Here is an 18,858-nt window from a genome sequence, read left to right on the forward strand (position 1 = left end):
CAATGTCATTCAACTCGGCAATCCCATTTTTATCAATATAGGTCTGTAATTTTGGATAAAAAGATAGTTTATTGTCGTAATTGTGTGAATATCGGCAGGGTGGATAATATGAATGATGTGTTTCTAATTGAAACCCACAATGTTAAATCCTCATGTCATTACCAATTGCCCTTTGAATTATCTGAACAACAACAGTTTGCTTCTAAAAAAATAGTAACAGCCATTGCGCATTTACGTTCATTATTACTCCATGCAGTCACAGGCGCGGGTAAGACAGAAATGATATTTGAAGGCATTAAATATGCGAGAAATGAAGGGCTTAATATTGCTATTGTATCTCCACGGGTCGATGTAGTGATAGAAGTAAGTATGAGAATTAAGAAAGCTTTTGTTGATGAAGATATCGACGTTTTACATCAATCTTCACAACAACAATTTGACGGTCATTTTGTTATTGCTACAGTACATCAACTTTACCGCTTTAAACAACATTTCGATTTAATTATAGTCGATGAAGTCGACGCGTTTCCTTTATCTGTAGATCCTACCTTAATGCAGACATTAGTACATGCCTCAAAGTTTAAACACTGTCATATATTGATGACGGCTACGCCTCCACGTGTTTTAATGAGACAAATTAAACACTTAGAAGTTATAGCATTACCTGCCCGTTTCCACAGATATCCTTTACCAGTACCTCGCTTCCAATTTTTAAAAATAAATCCCCATAAAAAGCAATATAAATTATTAAAGTACTTGCAACAACAAATCGAACAACAGCGCTACACTTTAGTCTTTTTTAATAATATTGATGTGATGAAACGTTTATTTCATCTATATAAAAATGAGGTGCCTTCATTAACTTATGTATATAGTGATGACGCGTTACGATTTGATAAAATAGAGCGTTTGAGACGAGGCGACCACCAAATTGTATTTACGACGACTATTTTAGAAAGAGGATTTACCATGGCCTATTTAGATGTCTTGATTTTAAATAGTCATTTGTTCGAAGCCAATGCTATCGTCCAAATTGCTGGTAGAGTAGGGAGAAAAGCCGAAGCACCCACAGGTCTTGTATTGTGTATGCATGAAGGTATTACACTACCGATGTTACAAGCCAGGCATAGTATAAAGAAAATGAACAAACTCGCACAAAAAAGAGGGTGGATTGATTGAAAAAGACATGCATGCAATGCCAAACACGTTTGTTTGAATCCTTGAACGCTACCACATTTTATAAGAAAGCATCAAAACTATGTACTGTATGTAACGAACAGTGGGACGAAATGAAATTAGAGATAGATGGTCGTTGTCAAAAGTGTTTGAAGCAATTAAACGTCGCAGAAACAATATGTCTAGATTGTGCATTCTTGTCCGAAAATTTAATTTAATGGATAAATTGTACTGCGCATACCAATATGATGGCATTGTAAAAGAAATGATACATCAATACAAATTTATGAAAGACGTTGCAATTGCTGAGATATTAGTAGAAAAAATAAGATTACCTCATCAAAAGTATGACTATGTAGTGCCTATACCTTCTTCCGTTTATAAAGATCAAGAAAGAACATTTAACCCCGTCCGATTTGTTTTAGATTTAAAACAAGTTAACTATCATTGCTTGCTTCGTATGCAATCACGTCCTAAACAATCAAAGTTAAGTAAGCCAATGCGTGCACAATTAGCGAATCCATTTGAAATTATCTCAATGGTTGATTTAAAAGAAAAAAATATTTTGTTGGTAGATGATATCTATACCACGGGTTTAACGGCTCATCATGCCGCACAACTATTATTTGATAGAAAAATCAGAAAATTCGATGTGTTTACGTTTGCACGTTAGGTGATTCGTGGTATTATATAGATAAGCACTATTACCAATATAGAGGTTTTAAAGGAGTCGATTACTATGATCAGATTTGAAATTCACGGAGAGAACCTCACTATTACTGATGCGATTCGCAACTATATTGAGGAAAAAATTGGTAAATTAGAACGTTATTTTAACAATGTGCCCAATGCAACCGCACACGTTAAAGTGAAAACATACCAAAACTCAACTACTAAAATAGAAGTAACTATTCCATTGAAGAATGTTACACTAAGAGCGGAAGAGCGTCATGATGATTTATATGCGGGTATTGACTTAATTAACAGCAAATTAGAAAGACAAGTTAGAAAATACAAAACACGCGTAAATCGTAAAAATAGAAAAAATGACGAACAAGAAGCATTTGCATCATTGCCCGAAGAAAAAGAAGCAGAAAATCTTCAAAACGATGACAATGATAGTGAAATCGAAATTATTCGTTCAAAAAATTTCAGTTTAAAACCCATGGATTCAGAAGAAGCAGTGTTACAAATGGATTTATTAGGCCATGATTTCTTCATATTCACGGACCGTGAAACAGATGGTACTAGTATCGTATATAAAAGAAAAGATGGAAAGTATGGACTGATTGAAACAACTGAATAATTCAGTTGCATTAGCGCCATAATATGTAAAACTGTAGCGTTCATGATTGAGTGAAATCATGGACGCTCATTTTTTGCTGTGTTATTATGTAATAATTTGAAAGTAAGACAGTAGGTTTATGTATATTCTATCTAATGAATTGTAAAATATTCAATCTACTGTAAGTAAAGTAGCAGCGGAAATAGTAAAACAATAAATGTAATAAGTGTAAATTTAAGCTAATAAATGATATTATAAATTGTTGTAAACAAAGAGTTATAAAGCTAAAGGAGCGAACAAAATGGGTTTTTTATCAAAAATTGCAGATGGCAATAAAAGAGAAATAAAACGCCTTGGTAAATTAGCCGACAAAGTCCTTGCATTAGAAGAGGATATGTCGATATTAACTGATGAAGAAATTAAAGCAAAAACAAAATCATTCCAAGAACAATTGCAAGAAGAAGAAGATATTAAAAAACAAAATAAAATGTTAGATGATATTTTACCAGAAGCATTTGCATTAGTTAGAGAAGGTTCGAAACGTGTGTTCAATATGACGCCATATAGAGTACAGGTTATGGGCGGTATCGCTATTCACGGTGGCGACATTTCTGAAATGAGAACTGGTGAAGGTAAAACATTAACAGCAACCATGCCTGTGTATTTAAATGCTCTGACTGGACGTGGTGTACATGTAATCACGGTCAATGAATATTTATCTAGTGTACAAAGTGAAGAAATGGCAGAACTATACGAGTTCCTTGGATTAAGTGTCGGTTTGAATTTAAATAGCAAGACAACTGCTGAAAAAAGAGAAGCCTACGCTTGCGATATTACGTATAGTACAAATAACGAATTAGGCTTTGATTATTTACGTGATAATATGGTGAACTACGCAGAAGAACGCGTAATGCGACCACTTAATTTTGCGATTATTGATGAGGTTGACTCTATTTTAATTGACGAAGCGCGTACGCCGCTGATCATTTCAGGGGAAGCAGAAAAATCAACTTCACTTTATACACAAGCAAATGTTTTTGCCAAAATGCTTAAAAATGAAGATGACTATAATTATGATGAAAAAACAAAAGCAGTTCAATTAACAGAACAAGGTATTGATAAAGCAGAACGTATGTTTAAAATAGATAATCTGTACGATGTGAAAAATGTTGATATTATTAGTCATATCAATACAGCATTACGTGCTCATGTGACATTACAAAGAGACGTAGACTATATGGTAAATAACGGTGAAGTGTTAATTGTTGACCAATTTACAGGTCGTACGATGCCAGGGCGTCGTTTTTCAGAAGGCTTGCACCAAGCAATTGAAGCTAAAGAGGGCGTAAAGATTCAAAATGAATCAAAAACAATGGCATCTATTACCTTCCAAAATTACTTTAGAATGTACAATAAATTGTCTGGTATGACAGGTACTGCTAAAACAGAGGAAGAAGAGTTTAGAAATATTTATAATATGACAGTAACCCAAATTCCTACCAATAGACCTGTTCAACGTATAGACAAACCAGATTTAATTTATATTAGCCAAAAAGGTAAATTTGACGCAGTAGTTGAAGATGTGATTCAAAAACATAAACAAGGTCAACCTGTCTTACTAGGTACAGTAGCAGTTGAAACAAGTGAATATATTTCTAATTTATTGAAAAAGCATGGCGTACGTCATGATGTGTTAAATGCGAAAAATCACGAACGTGAAGCCGATATTATTGCGAGTGCAGGGCAGCGCGGTGCTGTAACGATTGCTACAAACATGGCAGGCCGTGGTACAGATATTAAACTAGGTGAAGGCGTAGAAGAAATTGGCGGATTAGCAGTTATTGGTACAGAACGTCATGAATCACGTCGTATTGATGATCAATTGCGTGGTCGTTCAGGACGTCAAGGTGACAGAGGTGACAGCCGCTTCTATTTATCGCTACAAGATGAATTAATGGTGCGCTTTGGTTCTGAACGATTACAAAATATGATGAACCGTTTAGGTATGGATGATTCGACACCGATTGAATCTAAAATGGTATCACGTGCCGTTGAATCAGCACAAAAACGTGTTGAAGGTAATAACTTCGACGCCCGTAAACGTGTGCTTGAATATGACGATGTCTTACGCAAACAACGTGAAATTATATACAGTGAGCGTAATAATATCATTGATAGTGATGAGAGCGGGGAATTAATTAATACGATGCTTCGTTCAACTTTAGAAAGAAGCGTTCAATATTATGTAAGTGAAGAAGAAGATGAGCCTGATTATGAGCCATTTATCAATTATATTGGTGACGTGTTCTTAAATGAAGGCGAATTAAAAGAAGAAGAGATTAAAGGTAAAGATAATGAAGATATTTTTGATATTGTATGGTCTAAAATAGAGGTTGCGTTAAAAAACCAAAAAGAGAAAATCGGCTCTCAATTTGATGAGTTTGAACGTATGATTTTACTTCGTTCTATTGATACACATTGGACAGATCATATAGATACAATGGATCAATTGCGTCAAGGTATTCATTTGCGTTCTTATGGCCAACAAAACCCATTACGTGACTATCAAAATGAAGGTCACCAACTATTTGATACAATGATGCAGAACATCGAGGAAGATGTAAGCAAGTATATCTTAAAATCAGTTATTTCCGTGGAAGATGATGTAGAACGTGATAAGACAACTGATTTTGGTAAAGCTGAACATGTTTCAGCAGAAGATGGAAAAGAAAAAGCCAAAGCGGAACCATATGTCAAAGATGAACATATAGGCAGAAATGACCCATGTCCTTGTGGCAGTGGTAAGAAATACAAAAACTGTCATGGTGCTTAGTCATACTTTAAAATCAGCATATTGTTGTGACAGTTGAATAGATACTAATAAAACCATGAATACTACGCACCTTTTACAATTAGACGCTTTAGCCTATCTGTAAAGGGTGCTTTTTTGTGAGGTTCAAGTGTATTGTTTCTATGCTTGATTTGAAATGACTATTCTAAATTTTGTAAAATAAGTATGATAGTATAGTGATAAATATAGAAATGAAAATATTCATTCGTACAAAACGGGAGAGATGCATAATGGAATTATCTGAAATGAAGCGTAACTTAGATGCTTACAAGGAAAAATTAGAACAGCTTAGGGGGTCTCTTTGACTTAGAAGAAAAAGAGACGAATATACAAGAATACGAAGAAATGATGACGGATCCTACATTTTGGGACAATCAAGACAAAGCACAAGAAATCATTGATAAAAATAATACCTTAAAACAAGTTGTCAATGCTTATAGAAGTTTAGAAGCGAGTATTGAAGATATGGAAACAACAAGAGAATTATTATTAGAAGAAGATGACGCTTCTATGAAAAATGAGTTAGAAGAAAACGTCAACAACTTTGAAAAAGAACTAAATCAATTTGAATTGCAATTATTATTAGATGGTCCTTATGATACAAATGATGCAATCATTGAATTACATCCAGGTGCAGGTGGCACAGAATCACAAGATTGGACGAATATGCTTTTAAGAATGTATCAACGTTATTGCGAACAAAAAGGATTTAAAGTTGAAATTGCAGATTATTTACCAGGCGATGAAGCGGGTGTTAAAAGTGTGACTATGATTGTGAAAGGTCATAATGCGTATGGTTATCTAAAAGCGGAAAAAGGCGTGCACAGACTCGTTCGTATTTCACCATTTGATTCATCTGGGCGTAGACATACCTCCTTTGCATCATGTGATGTAATACCTCAATTTAATAACACTGAAATAGAAGTGGAAATCAATGCTGACGATATTACGGTTGATACATTTAGAGCTTCAGGTGCAGGTGGCCAACATATCAACAAAACGGAATCAGCGATTAGAATTACACACCATCCAACAGGTATCGTTGTGAATAACCAAAACGAACGTTCACAAATCAAAAATAGAGAAGCAGCAATGAAAACATTGAAGGCGAAATTGTATCAATTAAAAATAGAAGAGCAAGAACAAGAGATGGCTGCAATTCGTGGTGAACAAAAAGAAATCGGATGGGGCAGTCAAATTAGATCGTATGTATTCCATCCTTATGCAATGGTTAAAGACCATAGAACGAATGAAGAAACAGGAAAAGTAGACGCAGTCATGGACGGTGATTTAGGTCCATTTATTGAAGCGTATTTACGAAGCCAAATGGATTAATTAGAAGAGTATTATACTGAAAATAGTAAAGCTTGAGTAGGTTGGAAACTTTCTGACGACTGACCAGAAAACAGTTAACTATAAATGCATGTACTACCTCAGTTATCTACCAATATATTTTTTGAAGTTAAGTTTGCTTGTTGTTACCTTAACCGCATTATATTTTTATGACGGGAGCGAGTATAAGAAACCAATTTAGTTTATTTGATTTCTAACTCACTCCTGTTTTTAATAAGCTACTATTTCATTATCTTTCTTTTTAAATATTCACCTAAAGTTGTTGTTGATGTAATCAATCATTTTAAGTAAGTATATAGCGTTTAGTGTTATTTTTATCAAAAATTTAAAATATTTTAAGTTATATGTAAAACGCAAACTAAAATGTTACAGTCGTTTTTTTATATAAAACAGCCCTCTTACATAAGGGGGGCAGTATCAAGAGATAGAAAGATTTTTATTCGTTATACTTTAAAAGATATTTTAATAATTATCTATTGTATTACAAAACTATAACATTCACCTAAATCTTAAGTGCTTATGCTATATTATGATTGATTAAATTTAGACAGCAAAGGATTGAAACTTATAATGAAGAAAGGCTTAACATTTTCTGTAACATCAGCAGCTTTGTTTTTAGGAATAAATGGATTAGCATCGGCTGATCAAACTCATACAGTAAAAGAAGAGGCTAACTTGTCAGATATTGCGCGCGCGTTTGCAACAACGACAAACACAATACAATCATTAAATCACTTGGAGAACGTACAAATAGTTCAAGTTGGCCAAACATTAGTACTTCCAGATACAGATATTGTAGAAGTTAAAGAAGGAGACACGCTACAAGATATTGCGAATAAGTATAAATTAACTTTGGATGAAATTTACCAATTAAATCCATATTTAAATGAAATCATTTATCCTGGACAATTAATTGCTGTGTCGCAAAAGGGCTCATCGCATTTAAATAATCAAATAACAAGTATGTATGCACAACGTGCGAACAATGAAAATAATGAGTCTGGTATTGCGAGTATAAATGAATCAACAGCTTCAAATACACATCATTTTACATCGTTATCCAATCATTCAACGCCTGTATATCAACAGACTTGGTCATATTCAAATGCCGTGGCTTCAAATAATGAAGTAAACGACGTTGGTCATCATGATAGTTATTATCAACCGTCTCAAACTGTAGCCAATGGACAGAATTACTATGATTGGGGTCAGTGTACGTATTATGCATTTGATAGACGCCAACAACTTGGCAAATCAGTGGGTAGCCTATGGGGCAATGCAAATAACTGGGCGTCAGCAGCACGTCAAAATGGTTACGTGGTTAATTCCACACCAGAAGTAGGTGCTATCATTCAAAGCAGTGCCGGAAATTATGGTCACGTAGGCGATGTTGAACGTCAAAATACGGACGGATCCATTTTAGTGTCAGAAATGAATTGGAACGGCTTTGGCCAAAAATCTTATAGAACGATTCATAATACAGGACAATATAATTACATTCATTAACTACCATAAAATAGATTCCATTTCAGTAGGAACAATAAGCATTTATATATGAAACGATGATATGGCCCAGAAAACGTATTTTCTAAAATCACGTTGCTACCCATCCTAGCAAAGATGACTAGAAACAAGTGTGATACATGGGCTATAGTTTTCCTACTAGCTAGTTTCAGTGTATTACATGAGCTCAGCTCATGCATAAGTATGTCTTTAAAAGTAGTACTTTAGAAGCAACGCTTTATAAGCAATAATGCTTTAGAAATTAAACTTAAGTTATTTTCATTTTAGCCATATGCTGACGATACCATATTTGAGGTCGAGACATTATTTATGTCACGGCCTCTTAGTTATGATGACGTCCTTAAATAAATGGATGCGAAAATGTATTTATATTAAACATGTTGTATAAAATCATTTATTATATAGTAAGATAATGCCACTTTTAACGTATAACATCTCTAAACTACTTTTGTGGTATTTTGAAAATATCAAAACAGATAAAACTTGAAACAAGCGTATACTTGATTATATCTTTAAATTAGTATTAATTATTGACAATCAACCATATTAAAAAGACATTTTACTTGTTGAATGATATTATAAAACCAAGTATAATCAATCATTAAATAAATGAGGAGGCGCTATCATGGGAATACATCAATATTTTAAACGCTTATCAGATTTAGAAAAATTAATTAGATTGCCAGGAAAGTTTAAATATTTTGAGCATAATGTTGCTGCCCATTCCTTTAAGGTAACTAAAATTGCTCAATATTTAGGTACAGTCGAAGAATACCACGGCAATGAAGTAGATTGGAAAAGTTTATACGAAAAAGCCTTAAACCATGATTTCGCTGAGATTTTCACAGGAGATATTAAAACGCCTGTCAAATATGCTAGTGGTGAATTGAAAAAATTATTCTCTCAAGTAGAAGAAGAAATGGTTGATCATTTTATCAGTGAAGAAATACCAGAGCAATATCAAGCGATATATCGTAAACGTCTTCAAGAAGGCAAAGATGATTCGCTAGAAGGTCAAATTCTATCTGTTGCTGATAAAATTGATTTATTATATGAAACATTTGGTGAAATACAAAAACGTAATCCTGAACCTTTATTTTTTGAGATATATGAAATGTCTCTCGAAACAATCATGCAGTTTGACCATTTAAACTCAGTACAAGATTTTATAGAAAATATTATCCCAGAAATGCTAACAGAGAAATTTATACCTAAATCTGAACTACGAGAAACGACGATGTCTATTTTAAATAATAGGAATGGGTGACATAAATGATTTGGTATATACTTGCATCCTTTTTTCCCTGTATACTTGTAGTGCTTTTTAGCGTATTGACAAGAAGTAAATGGGTAGGAACTATTTTAACTTTAATTTTAATAGGGACTTCAATTGAAAAGGGCTTTTTCCATGATGAATGGATAATTTTTATAGATGTAGCTTCATTATTAACTGGTTACTTGATTATTGATCAACTCGAGCTACATAAAAAAGATGATGATTGAATAATAGGTATTAAGCAACTTAATTGATACGATATTAGGAACGGTATATAATGATTTAACTTCATTTTCTAGAATTAAAAATAGTAACTTAGACAAACATGGTGGTTTACTATGTTTGTTTTTATTTAGGAATAAAGTAATATGAAACTACGAACAAATGTTTGTATTTGAATCTGTGCATCTGTTAAAATATAAAATGTTAAGAGTATATTTTAATAAAATCTAGATACGCCAAAAATAAATTAGTCGAGTGATTAATTAGCTAGTTAAGTTATGTTCGTACGATAGAAATACAATAGGAGGCATGTGTTATTATGGAACACTACCCATTTAAATTGAAATCAGATTTTGATCCTAAAGGGGATCAACCAGCAGCAATACAAAAAATCGTAGATGGCGTGAATGAAGGAAAAAGGCATCAGACATTACTTGGTGCTACAGGTACAGGTAAAACATTTACGATGAGTAATGTGATTCAACAAGTTGGCAAACCAACCTTAATCATTGCCCATAATAAAACTTTAGCTGGTCAATTATATAGTGAATTTAAAGAATTTTTTCCTGAAAATAGAGTGGAATATTTTGTCAGTTATTATGATTATTACCAACCAGAAGCTTATGTCCCATCGACAGATACTTTCATAGAAAAAGATGCGTCAATCAATGATGAAATTGACCAATTGCGCCATTCTGCTACGAGTGCATTGTTTGAAAGAGATGATGTAATCATTATTGCTAGTGTCAGTTGTATTTATGGCTTGGGGAACCCGGAAGAATACCGTGACTTAGTAGTAAGTGTACGCGTAGGTATGGAAATGGATAGAAGTGAATTGCTGAAAAAACTTGTAGATGTACAATATACTAGAAACGACATTGATTTTAGACGTGGTACATTTCGTGTTAGAGGTGACGTTGTAGAAATCTTCCCAGCTTCTCGTGAAGAAATGTGTATTCGCGTTGAATTTTTCGGTGATGAAATTGATCGTATACGCGAAGTGAATTATTTAACAGGTGAAGTATTGAGAGACCGAGAACACTTTGCAATCTTCCCAGCCTCCCACTTCGTTACACGTGAAGAGAAAATGAAATCAGCTATTCAGCGCATTGAAAATGAACTCGAGGCACGTTTGGCAGAGCTTCGTGCAGAAAATAAGTTGTTAGAAGCGCAGCGTCTTGAACAAAGAACAAACTATGATTTAGAAATGATGAGAGAAATGGGATTTTGTTCAGGTATTGAAAATTATTCAGTACACTTGACTTTAAGGCCGATGGGGTCTACACCATATACGTTACTAGATTACTTTGACGACGATTGGCTTGTTATGATAGACGAATCACACGTAACGTTGCCACAAATTAGAGGTATGTATAACGGTGACCGTGCGCGTAAGCAAGTTTTAGTTGATCATGGTTTCAGGCTTCCTAGCGCTTTAGACAATAGACCATTAAAGTTTGAAGAGTTTGAAGATAAAACAAAACAACTTGTATACGTTTCTGCGACGCCAGGGCCATATGAATTAGAACATACCGATGAAATGGTCGAACAAATCATACGTCCTACCGGGTTATTAGATCCTCAGATAGAAGTAAGACCAACGGAGAATCAAATTGATGACTTGCTTGGAGAAATTCAAGAACGTATCGATCGCAATGAACGTGTTTTAGTTACAACACTGACTAAGAAAATGAGTGAAGACTTGACCACTTATATGAAAGAAGCTGGTATCAAAGTCAATTACTTACATTCAGAAATCAAGACATTAGAGCGTATTGAAATTATTCGCGACCTACGTGTAGGCACATATGATGTTATTGTGGGTATTAACTTATTAAGAGAGGGTATTGATATACCAGAAGTATCTCTTGTTGTGATATTAGACGCGGATAAGGAAGGTTTCTTGCGTTCACAACGATCACTCGTCCAAACGATAGGGCGTGCCGCGCGTAATAGTGGTGGGGAAGTTATTATGTACGGTGATAAAATTACTGATTCTATGCGTTATGCGCTAGATGAGACAGAACGGCGTCGTTCCATCCAAAAAGAATATAACGAGAAATATAACATTACGCCTACTACAATTAACAAGAAAATACATGACGTGATTAGTGCTACAGTTGAAACTGATGAAACCAATGAACAACAACGTACAGAAGTACCTAAGAAAATGACGAAAAAAGAACGTGAAAAAACAATTGCTAATATAGAAAAAGAAATGAAACAAGCAGCTAAAGATCTAGACTTTGAAAAAGCAACTGAACTCAGAGATATGTTATTTGAATTAAAAGCAGAAGGGTGACAAATATGAAACAACCATCCATTGTAGTTAAAGGGGCACGTGCCCATAATTTAAAAGATGTAGATATAGAAATACCTAAGGATAAACTTATTGTAATGACAGGTTTATCAGGCTCAGGTAAATCATCGCTTGCTTTCGATACAATATATGCAGAAGGGCAACGCAGATATGTTGAATCCTTAAGTGCATATGCAAGACAATTTTTAGGACAAATGGATAAACCAGATGTTGATACGATAGAAGGTTTATCGCCTGCTATTTCAATTGACCAAAAGACAACGAGCAAGAATCCGAGATCTACTGTTGCGACAGTTACAGAGATTTATGATTATATTCGCTTATTATATGCACGTATTGGGAAACCATTTTGTCCTAATCATGGTATTGAAATAGAATCACAAACAGTACAACAAATGGTAGACCAAGTATTGCAACTGGAAGCACGTACTAAGATACAGTTACTTGCACCAATAGTGTCACATCGAAAAGGCGCTCATGAGAAATTAATTGATGATATTAGTAAAAAAGGTTATGTTCGTGTACGCGTTGATGGTGAAATTACAGATGTTAATGAGGTGCCAAACCTCGATAAAAATAAAAATCATACGATAGAAGTTGTGGTAGACCGTCTTGTTATAAAAGAAGGCATTGAAACACGCTTAGCTGACTCTATCGAAACTGCTTTGCAACTAGCAGAAGGTAACTTAATTGTAGATATCATTGGTGGAGAAGCATTAAAATTTTCCGAAAATCATGCTTGCCCTATCTGTGGATTCTCAATAGGAGAGCTAGAACCACGTATGTTTAGTTTTAATAGCCCGTTCGGTGCTTGTCCGACTTGTGATGGGTTAGGACAAAAACTTATGGTGGATTTAGATTTAGTCATACCTGATAACCATAAGACGTTGAATGAAGGCGCAATTGTCGCTTGGGAGTCATCGAGTTCAGATTTTTATCCAACATTGTTGAATCGTGTATGCGAAGTATATAAAATTAACATGGATAAACCTTTTGAAAAACTAACAGAGCGTCAAAAGGACATTATACTTTATGGTTCAAAAGATAAAGAAATTGAATTCACTTTTAAACAACGTAACGGTCAAACCAGAAAACGTACAATGGTTTTTGAAGGCGTTATAAATAACATTAATAGACGCTATCATGATTCCCCTTCAGAACTAGTAAGAGAAATGATGAGTAAATATATGACAGAACTTACATGTGAAACTTGTCATGGTAAAAGGTTAAGCCGCGAGGCATTATCTGTATACGTAGATGGTAAAAACATTGGCGAGGTTGTAGAACGTTCTATTAAGGATGCATTATATAATTATGAACATATTTCATTATCAGAACAAGATAGAAAAATTGCCAATCAAATATTGAAAGAAATTAATTCTAGGCTAGAATTTTTATATAATGTAGGGTTAGAGTATTTAACATTAAACCGTGCTTCAGGCTCTTTATCAGGTGGGGAAGCACAACGTATTCGTTTAGCAACACAGATTGGTTCGAGGCTCTCTGGTGTTCTTTATGTGTTGGACGAACCATCTATTGGTTTACATCAGCGCGATAACGATCGTTTAATCAATACATTGAAAGAAATGCGTGATTTAGGTAACACGTTAATCGTAGTCGAACATGATGATGATACCATGCGTGCTGCAGATTATTTAGTGGATGTTGGTCCAGGCGCTGGAGACCATGGTGGAGAAATTGTTGCTAGTGGAACACCTAAACAAGTTATGAAAAATGCTAAGTCATTAACGGGTCAATATTTAAGTGGTAAAAAGAAAATAGAAGTCCCGGAATCACGCCGTGAAGTTACAGATAGAGCGGTCAGCATTAAAGGAGCGCGTAGTAATAACTTAAAAAGTGTCGATGTGGACTTCCCACTTTCAACTATGACGCTTGTTACAGGGGTTTCTGGATCTGGTAAGAGTACTTTAGTCAATGAAATACTATATAAATCTTTGGCTAAACAAATTAATAAATCTAAAGTTAAACCTGGTGATTATGATGAAATTCAAGGTATCGATCAACTTGATAGAATTATTGATATAGACCAATCACCTATTGGAAGAACGCCACGTTCAAATCCAGCGACCTATACAGGTGTATTTGATAACATCAGAGATATTTTTGCCCAAACGAACGAAGCAAAAGTAAGAGGTTATTCTAAAGGCCGCTTTAGCTTTAATGTTAAGGGCGGACGTTGTGAAGCGTGTAAAGGTGATGGCATTATTAAAATAGAAATGCACTTTTTACCAGATGTGTATGTACCTTGTGAAGTTTGTGGCGGTTCAAGATACAACCGAGAAACGCTTGAAGTGACTTATAAAGGTAAAAATATTGCAGACGTTTTAGCAATGACTGCGGAAGAAGCGACAAACTTTTTTGAAAATGTTCCGAAAATTTACCGTAAATTGAAAACATTAGTAGATGTTGGTTTAGGCTATATTACTTTAGGTCAACCAGCGACTACTTTATCTGGCGGAGAAGCGCAACGTGTTAAACTTGCTTCAGAGTTGCACAAACGCTCTACAGGTCGTTCGATATATATTTTGGATGAACCAACCACTGGTTTACATGCGGATGATATTAGTCGTTTATTAAAAGTGTTAAATAAATTAGTAGAAAATGGGGATACTGTCGTTGTGATTGAACACAATTTAGATGTTATTAAGATGGCAGATCACATTATTGATTTAGGGCCAGAAGGCGGCGATGGCGGCGGTACTATTGTGGCAACTGGTACACCAGAAGCTATTGCAGAAGTGAAAGAAAGTTATACTGGTCAATATTTAAAACCAATCTTAGAGCGAGATACAGTGCATCAATAAGAAATAAATAATCATTTCTCATAAATGAGATGGAACTACTCTATACAACTGGCATAACCGGATGTACAGAGTAGTTTTTTTATCCGTAAAATTGAATAATCTATGTCAAATGCTAAGTGTATCGTAAATAAAATAAAAGTTAGTAATATCGTTAATAAATAATATAAGGTATGATATTAAGGATGGGAATTTAATTTTATACTTTTATCCTTTTTTATATAGATTATCATTCCTTTTTGATATGATAATGACATATGAAAATTCAGGAGAAATATTAATAGAGGTGAACTTATGTTAACAACCAAGAGTTTAATTGAACGCTTTGACCTTGAACTTATTGCAGGGGAACCGGGTTTAAATAAACAAATAAAAAATACAGATATTTCAAGACCAGGATTAGAAATGGCGGGTTATTTTTCGCATTATGCCTCTGACCGTATTCAATTACTAGGAACAACAGAATTATCATTTTATAATTTACTTCCAGACGAAGAACGCAAAGGTAGAATGAGAAAATTATGTCGCCCAGAAACACCAGCGATTATCGTGACAAGAGATTTAGAACCGCCTGAAGAATTGGTGGCATCAGCGAAAGAGTTTGATACACCATTGATTACATCAACAGTTGCAACGACTCAATTGATGAGTCGTTTAACTACATTTTTAGAACATGAATTAGCACGCACAACATCTCTACATGGTGTACTTGTAGACGTATACGGCGTTGGTGTACTCATTACTGGTGATTCAGGCATAGGGAAAAGTGAAACAGCGCTTGAATTAATAAAGCGCGGGCATCGACTTGTAGCAGATGATAATGTAGAAATTAGAGAAATTAGTAAGGATGAATTAATAGGTCGACCACCTAAACTCATTGAGCATTTACTAGAAATTAGAGGTTTAGGTATTATTAACGTGATGACATTATTTGGAGCGGGTTCTATTTTAACTGAAAAACGTTTACGCCTAAATATTCATTTAGAAAATTGGCATAAAGATAAACTATATGATCGTGTAGGGTTAAACGAAGAAACTTTACGTATTTTAGATACTGAAATTACTAAAAAAACAATTCCAGTAAGACCTGGGCGTAACGTAGCAGTCATCATAGAAGTTGCGGCGATGAATTATCGTCTTAATATTATGGGCATTAATACCGCTGAAGAATTCAATGATCGCTTAAATGCTGAAATATTACGTAACGGTAGTAATAACAAGGAGAATGAATAATGGTACTGAATTACATCGACCCAATTGCATTTGAACTAGGGCCTATATCGGTACATTGGTATGGCATTATTATTGCTGTTGGCATATTAATGGGTTATTTTATTGCACAAGAAAGCATTAAACGCATAGGATTTGATAAAGATACTTTAGTAGACATTATCTTCTGGAGTGCCATATTTGGCTTTATCGTGGCTAGAATTTATTTCGTCATTTTTCAATGGCCATACTATGCACAAAACCTAATAGAAATACCAATGATTTGGTATGGGGGTATTGCAATACATGGCGGTCTTATCGGCGGTTTTATTACCGGCATCATCGTCTGTAAGCAAAAAAATATCAACCCATTCCAGATTGGTGATGTAGTCGCACCGAGTTTAATTTTAGGACAGGGTATCGGAAGATGGGGTAACTTTATGAATCATGAAGCCCATGGTGGCCCAGTTTCTAAAACAGTTTTAGAAAATCTTCACATTCCAGATTTCATTATTAATAATATGTATATAGAAGGCCAATATTATCAACCAACCTTTTTATATGAATCTGTATGGGATATTTTAGGATTTGTCGTATTGATCTTGCTGAGAAAACATTTACGTATAGGTGATACATTTGCACTATACCTTATTTGGTATTCTATTGGCAGATTTTTCGTAGAAGGTATGCGTACAGATAGTTTAATGCTTACGAGTGATATCCGTGTAGCGCAAGTGATGTCTATCGTACTTATTATTGCAGGTGTCATACTTATGATTATAAGAAGAGTGAAATATAACGCACCAAGATATAAAGATGTGGGGCCTTTAACATGGCCAAATCAAAAGGTGAAGTGATAGAATATAATGCGTGACTTAAAAAAGACGAAGGTAAACGGTAAAAATCCTCTATGGTATATGTATCGTTATATAAACGGTTTTAAAATGTTTAAACAAACATGCATTATAGAGGTTTGTCGCTATTTACCAAATGTTAAATTAAAACATTGGATTTACCATAAACTATTAAATATGAATATAGGTAGTCATACGTCATTTGCTTTTAAAGTGGTGCCAGATTTACTACACCCTGAATATATAACAATTGGTGAAAATTGTGTGATAGGATATAATACGACAATTTTGACACATGAATTTTTAGTAGATGAATTTAGAACAGGGCGTGTCTATATAGGAAATAACACGTTAATTGGTGCGAATGTTACAATATTACCTGGCGTTAAAATAGGAGATAATGTAAAAGTTGGAGCGGGTACAGTGGTGTCTAAAGACGTTCCAAATGATACATTAGCATTTGGCAATCCGATGCAATTTAAATAATTAGTGATACAGGAGGTGAGCATGGATGGCGCAAAAAAACAATAAAGTTATATCAATGAAACTAGACAGTCCTTTTTATAAAAAATTAGCTGATCAAAAATTTCAACAACAAGATTATAAAAAGGCTGCAGAATATTATGAAAAAGTGCTTGAAATGTCACCCCAAGAATTTGATAATTTTGAAATTAAAGTGAAATTTTCAGAATGCTTAGCACATCTTGGTTATCATAACAGAGCAGAACATATTTTTTATGAAATGATTGCTAAACAAACATCTGTAATCGATAGTTATTATCAACTTAGTCAATTAAACATCACATTAAACGAAGCAAACAAAGCGTTTTTATTTGGGATGAATTACGTGATTTTAGCAGAAGATGAAGACTATAGAGAAGAATTAGAAGACATGTTTGAGGTCTCTTATAATTCTGAGGAAAAGATTGAGACCGAGTGTCAACTATTCGCTATTCAGCTCATTTTTCAATATTTATTTTCACAAGGTAGATTACCTGAAGCACGCAATTTTATTCTGAACCAAAATGGAGAGATTCAAGATCATCGTGTTGTCAGAAATCTGCTTGCAATGTGTTACCTATATTTAAACGAATATGATACTGCCAAAGTCATGTTCGAACGCCTGCTTAATGAAGACAATACAGATGTACATGCACTTTGTCATTATACATTATTATTATATAACACAAATGATAAAGAAAAATATCAGCGCTATTTAAATATCTTAAGTAAAGTCATACCGATGAATGACGACGAATCCTTTAAACTAGGTATTGTACTTTGTTATTTAAAGCAATATGAAGCTTCGCAAAATTTATTACAACCTCTATATAGAAAAGGTAAGTTTCTTTCAATCCAAATGTATAATGCCCTAAGCCATAATCATTTCCATTTAAATCATATTGAAGATAGCAAATATTTTTGGTCTAGATTACAAGAAATTTCGCAAGTTGATGTAGGTTACGCCCCATGGGTAATTGAGGAAAGTAAAGATTATTTTAATCACCAAGTATTACCGTTACTGTTAAGTGATGATAGCCACCATAGGTTATATGGCATTTTCTTATTAAATCAATTAAAAGGTCGAGAAGTTTTATTAACGCAAGACATATGGGCTGTGCTAGAAGGTATGAATGATTATGAGAAATTATATTTAACTTATCTAATCCAAGGATTACAACTCAATAAGTTAGATTTTATTCATAGAGGCATGTTAATGTTATATAATATCGATTATTTGAAAAACAACTCAGAATTATTTATTGTATGGATTGATAAAGCAGAAGCAATTATTGCTGAAAAAGCAGATTTAACGCACGTAGATGATTATGTTGCTGCTTTCGTGTATATGTATTATCGGAGTATGGATATGAAAATTACGAAACAACAAGTCGTTGAGTGGTTTGACATAACAACATATCGTTTGAATAAGACGATTGATTATTTGATAAGCATATAATTTTAT

General features: G+C 34.1%; 13 protein-coding genes and 1 pseudogene. All 14 read left to right on the forward strand.

Going from position 1 to position 18,858, the window contains the following annotated elements:
• Positions 1–108 precede the first annotated feature (108 nt).
• The 14 genes and pseudogenes from KA900_RS01220 (at position 109) to KA900_RS01285 (ending at position 18,852) form a co-directional block, all read left to right on the forward strand.
• The gene (locus KA900_RS01220; protein ID WP_229719079.1) at positions 109–1,179 is read left to right on the forward strand and encodes a DEAD/DEAH box helicase family protein; all 1,071 of its coding nucleotides are present in this window, start codon (positions 109–111) and stop codon (positions 1,177–1,179) included.
• An 11-nt stretch (positions 1,180–1,190) separates the two neighbouring features.
• Positions 1,191–1,849 (forward strand): annotated as a pseudogene (locus tag KA900_RS01225) (ComF family protein).
• Positions 1,850–1,915: 66 nt separating this feature from the next.
• Complete coding sequence (gene hpf / locus KA900_RS01230; RefSeq protein ID WP_096810683.1) at positions 1,916–2,482, forward strand: ribosome hibernation-promoting factor, HPF/YfiA family; 567 nt, start codon at positions 1,916–1,918, stop codon at positions 2,480–2,482.
• A gap of 280 nt (positions 2,483–2,762) precedes the next feature.
• Positions 2,763–5,294, forward strand: a complete 2,532-nt coding sequence (secA, locus tag KA900_RS01235) for a preprotein translocase subunit SecA (protein WP_103373010.1) — start codon at positions 2,763–2,765, stop codon at positions 5,292–5,294.
• Between the two features lie 248 nt (positions 5,295–5,542).
• A protein-coding gene (gene prfB / locus KA900_RS01240) for a peptide chain release factor 2 (RefSeq protein WP_119487895.1) occupies positions 5,543–6,647 on the forward strand; the annotation gives its coding sequence in 2 pieces (ribosomal slippage) (positions 5,543–5,614 and positions 5,616–6,647; 1,104 coding nt in all).
• Between the two features lie 588 nt (positions 6,648–7,235).
• Complete coding sequence (locus KA900_RS01245; protein WP_210139184.1) at positions 7,236–8,171, forward strand: COG3942 and LysM peptidoglycan-binding domain-containing protein; 936 nt, start codon at positions 7,236–7,238, stop codon at positions 8,169–8,171.
• A 643-nt stretch (positions 8,172–8,814) separates the two neighbouring features.
• The gene (locus KA900_RS01250) at positions 8,815–9,456 is read left to right on the forward strand and encodes a YfbR-like 5'-deoxynucleotidase (RefSeq protein ID WP_096810679.1); all 642 of its coding nucleotides are present in this window, start codon (positions 8,815–8,817) and stop codon (positions 9,454–9,456) included.
• Positions 9,457–9,461: 5 nt separating this feature from the next.
• The gene (locus KA900_RS01255; protein ID WP_096810678.1) at positions 9,462–9,692 is read left to right on the forward strand and encodes a CsbA family protein; all 231 of its coding nucleotides are present in this window, start codon (positions 9,462–9,464) and stop codon (positions 9,690–9,692) included.
• Positions 9,693–10,003: 311 nt separating this feature from the next.
• On the forward strand, positions 10,004–11,989 hold the full coding sequence (uvrB, locus tag KA900_RS01260) for an excinuclease ABC subunit UvrB (RefSeq protein WP_210139273.1): 1,986 nt from the start codon (positions 10,004–10,006) through the stop codon (positions 11,987–11,989).
• Between the two features lie 5 nt (positions 11,990–11,994).
• A complete protein-coding gene (uvrA, locus tag KA900_RS01265; protein WP_096810676.1) occupies positions 11,995–14,832 on the forward strand; it encodes an excinuclease ABC subunit UvrA in 2,838 nt (945 codons plus the stop codon).
• A gap of 291 nt (positions 14,833–15,123) precedes the next feature.
• A complete protein-coding gene (hprK, locus tag KA900_RS01270) occupies positions 15,124–16,062 on the forward strand; it encodes an HPr(Ser) kinase/phosphatase (protein ID WP_096810675.1) in 939 nt (312 codons plus the stop codon).
• Positions 16,062–16,895: a prolipoprotein diacylglyceryl transferase gene (gene lgt / locus KA900_RS01275; protein WP_174221771.1), complete on the forward strand. Its 834-nt coding sequence runs from the start codon at positions 16,062–16,064 to the stop codon at positions 16,893–16,895. Before hprK ends, lgt begins: the two co-directional genes overlap by 1 nt.
• Positions 16,896–16,904: 9 nt before the next feature.
• Complete coding sequence (locus KA900_RS01280) at positions 16,905–17,378, forward strand: acyltransferase (protein WP_103373506.1); 474 nt, start codon at positions 16,905–16,907, stop codon at positions 17,376–17,378.
• A 25-nt stretch (positions 17,379–17,403) separates the two neighbouring features.
• The gene (locus tag KA900_RS01285; RefSeq protein ID WP_210139185.1) at positions 17,404–18,852 is read left to right on the forward strand and encodes a tetratricopeptide repeat protein; all 1,449 of its coding nucleotides are present in this window, start codon (positions 17,404–17,406) and stop codon (positions 18,850–18,852) included.
• Positions 18,853–18,858: the final 6 nt, after the last annotated feature.

Source organism: Staphylococcus sp. GDY8P120P (assembly GCF_017892065.1).
GTDB lineage: Bacteria > Bacillota > Bacilli > Staphylococcales > Staphylococcaceae > Staphylococcus > Staphylococcus nepalensis.

Coding starts and splice junctions, on each gene's coding strand:
- uvrA (WP_096810676.1), top strand. CDS start 11,995: ATGAAACAACCATCCATTGTAGTTAAAGGGGCACGTGCCCATAATTTA.
- KA900_RS01280 (WP_103373506.1), top strand. CDS start 16,905: ATGCGTGACTTAAAAAAGACGAAGGTAAACGGTAAAAATCCTCTATGG.
- hpf (WP_096810683.1), top strand. CDS start 1,916: ATGATCAGATTTGAAATTCACGGAGAGAACCTCACTATTACTGATGCG.
- hprK (WP_096810675.1), top strand. CDS start 15,124: ATGTTAACAACCAAGAGTTTAATTGAACGCTTTGACCTTGAACTTATT.
- KA900_RS01255 (WP_096810678.1), top strand. CDS start 9,462: ATGATTTGGTATATACTTGCATCCTTTTTTCCCTGTATACTTGTAGTG.
- secA (WP_103373010.1), top strand. CDS start 2,763: ATGGGTTTTTTATCAAAAATTGCAGATGGCAATAAAAGAGAAATAAAA.
- KA900_RS01245 (WP_210139184.1), top strand. CDS start 7,236: ATGAAGAAAGGCTTAACATTTTCTGTAACATCAGCAGCTTTGTTTTTA.
- lgt (WP_174221771.1), top strand. CDS start 16,062: ATGGTACTGAATTACATCGACCCAATTGCATTTGAACTAGGGCCTATA.
- KA900_RS01250 (WP_096810679.1), top strand. CDS start 8,815: ATGGGAATACATCAATATTTTAAACGCTTATCAGATTTAGAAAAATTA.
- KA900_RS01285 (WP_210139185.1), top strand. CDS start 17,404: ATGGCGCAAAAAAACAATAAAGTTATATCAATGAAACTAGACAGTCCT.
- KA900_RS01220 (WP_229719079.1), top strand. CDS start 109: ATGAATGATGTGTTTCTAATTGAAACCCACAATGTTAAATCCTCATGT.